Below are 1922 nucleotides of genomic sequence, written 5' to 3'. Positions count from 1 at the left end.
AGGAGATTGTGTTGTCATGTTAGTGTCCACGATTATTTGTTCGTGGACACTATCTCGCATTTTTTAATAGAAAAAAAGATGGGATGGTCGGATGCTTACATTAAAGTTACCAATACAGAGTGTAGTTTTAATAAAGCAAAGGCCCCTCTAATATTTTAGAAGGGCCTTTATTAATAAAGTTTTTGGTTTACAAATAGATTAGCGAACTGTTGTTTAGCAGTGAATTATTTAATTAAGAACTTGAGTCCTTTTCTAAACAGATCACTATAAGGAGGTAACATGATATTCATCGCATTAAATTTGGACTGCACAAAGACCGGTTTCATATGGCTTAAGCGCTCAAAACCTGCTTTTCCGTGATAAGCGCCTATTCCTGAATGACCCACACCACCAAAAGGCAATTCATGCTGGGCCACATGCATAATGACCTCATTGACGGCTACCCCACCTGAAACGGTGTAATTGCGCACGTAGTCAATATCATCATTGTTCTCACCAAAGACATATAAGGCTAACGGACGTGGACGACTGTTGACAAACTCAACCGCGTCACGCAACCCATTAATATGTACTAGAGGTAAGATAGGTGCAAAAAGTTCATTTTGCATTACCTCACTCTCTGGATCAGGATTTAGGACAATCACTGGCGGCATTAGACGAGTTTCTGTATTGGCTGCAACGTTGGTCAATGGAACAACTTGCTCATTAGGTAACTGTTCTAAATACCCTTGAACTCGCTTAAATTGACTGTCATTAATAATGTGGGTGTAGTCTTCATTATTAGCTATATTTGGGTAATGCTTTTCTACCCACTCTTTTGCCAATTTAACAAACCTACTGTGCAGTGAAGAGTTAATCAATACATAATCAGGGGCAATACAGGTCTGACCCGCATTTAGCGTCTTACCCATCATTACTCGATTGACTGCATTTTCTAAATTCACTTCGTCCGTTATAACAACTGGAGATTTTCCGCCCAGCTCTAAAGTCACAGGCGTCAGGTTGGGGGCAGCAGCAGCCATAACTTGTTTGCCCACGTTGGTTGAACCAGTATAAAGTAGGTGATCAAAAGGCAAGGAACTAAAAGCCACAGCCAAATCAACTTCCCCAATCACCACAGACACCAGATCAGATGAAAAATGACGAGAGACCGCTTCGGCAAAGGCTTCTGCAAATAGCGGCGCCGATTCACTCATCTTAATCATAATACGGTTGCCAGCAGTCAGCGCATCAATCATAGGACCCACCGCCAAGAACAAAGGATAGTTCCAAGGAACCATAATTCCCACTAGTCCTAAAGGTTGAGGCTGGATCTCGTTATGGGCAGGTTTATAGAGAGTAGAGATGGGCACACGGCGGGTTTTCATCCAAGACTTTCCATTTTTCTTGGCATGAGAAATCCCATGGAAGCTTGGAAATAATTCCGCGAAATTGGTCTCATCTTTACTACGATGACCAAAATCCTGACTAATTGAGTCAGCAAAAATTTGCTTATTTTCAGATAACATGGCTTCTAAACTTTCAAGTAAAGCCTCTCGATCCGTCCATAAATTAATTGGACGCTTACGGCTCAGTTTGTGCATATGTTCAAACTGAGCGGTTAACTGCTCTTTTGTGGTAATGATACTTTGACTCATTCAAACATCCTTATGATTGCGTCATTATTAATTTTTATTTAACTCACTAAGGCTGACATATTTTTTACTATCTATTCAATTTAAAGCTAACTATCTATTTAAAACATAGCAGTTATACCTCACAGGATTACAACCTACGTCGATATATCTGTTAAAAATATCAGGGCAACCGCACACTTTTAGCCCATAATAATCAAGTCGCGCACCTCATCATTCCAAGCACACTGCTTAAGGATAGACTTAACACTGCCTTTTTTATCAGAAATCTTGATTAAATTTAATGCT

General features: G+C 40.0%; 1 protein-coding gene. It reads right to left on the bottom strand.

What is annotated here, in order from left to right:
* Positions 1-224 precede the first annotated feature (224 nt).
* Positions 225-1637 (bottom strand): coniferyl aldehyde dehydrogenase, encoded by a 1413-nt coding sequence (locus tag A1019T_RS11240; RefSeq protein ID WP_077451709.1) that lies wholly within the window; start codon positions 1635-1637, stop codon positions 225-227.
* Between the last annotated feature and the right edge of the window lie 285 nt (positions 1638-1922).

This window comes from Psychrobacter piechaudii (assembly GCF_900162825.1).
Classification (GTDB): domain Bacteria; phylum Pseudomonadota; class Gammaproteobacteria; order Pseudomonadales; family Moraxellaceae; genus Psychrobacter; species Psychrobacter piechaudii.
The sequence above is the reverse complement of the archived record's forward strand: the minus strand, read 5'-3'. Positions and strand labels throughout refer to the sequence as shown.

Coding starts and splice junctions, on each gene's coding strand:
- A1019T_RS11240 (WP_077451709.1), bottom strand. CDS start 1,637: ATGAGTCAAAGTATCATTACCACAAAAGAGCAGTTAACCGCTCAGTTT.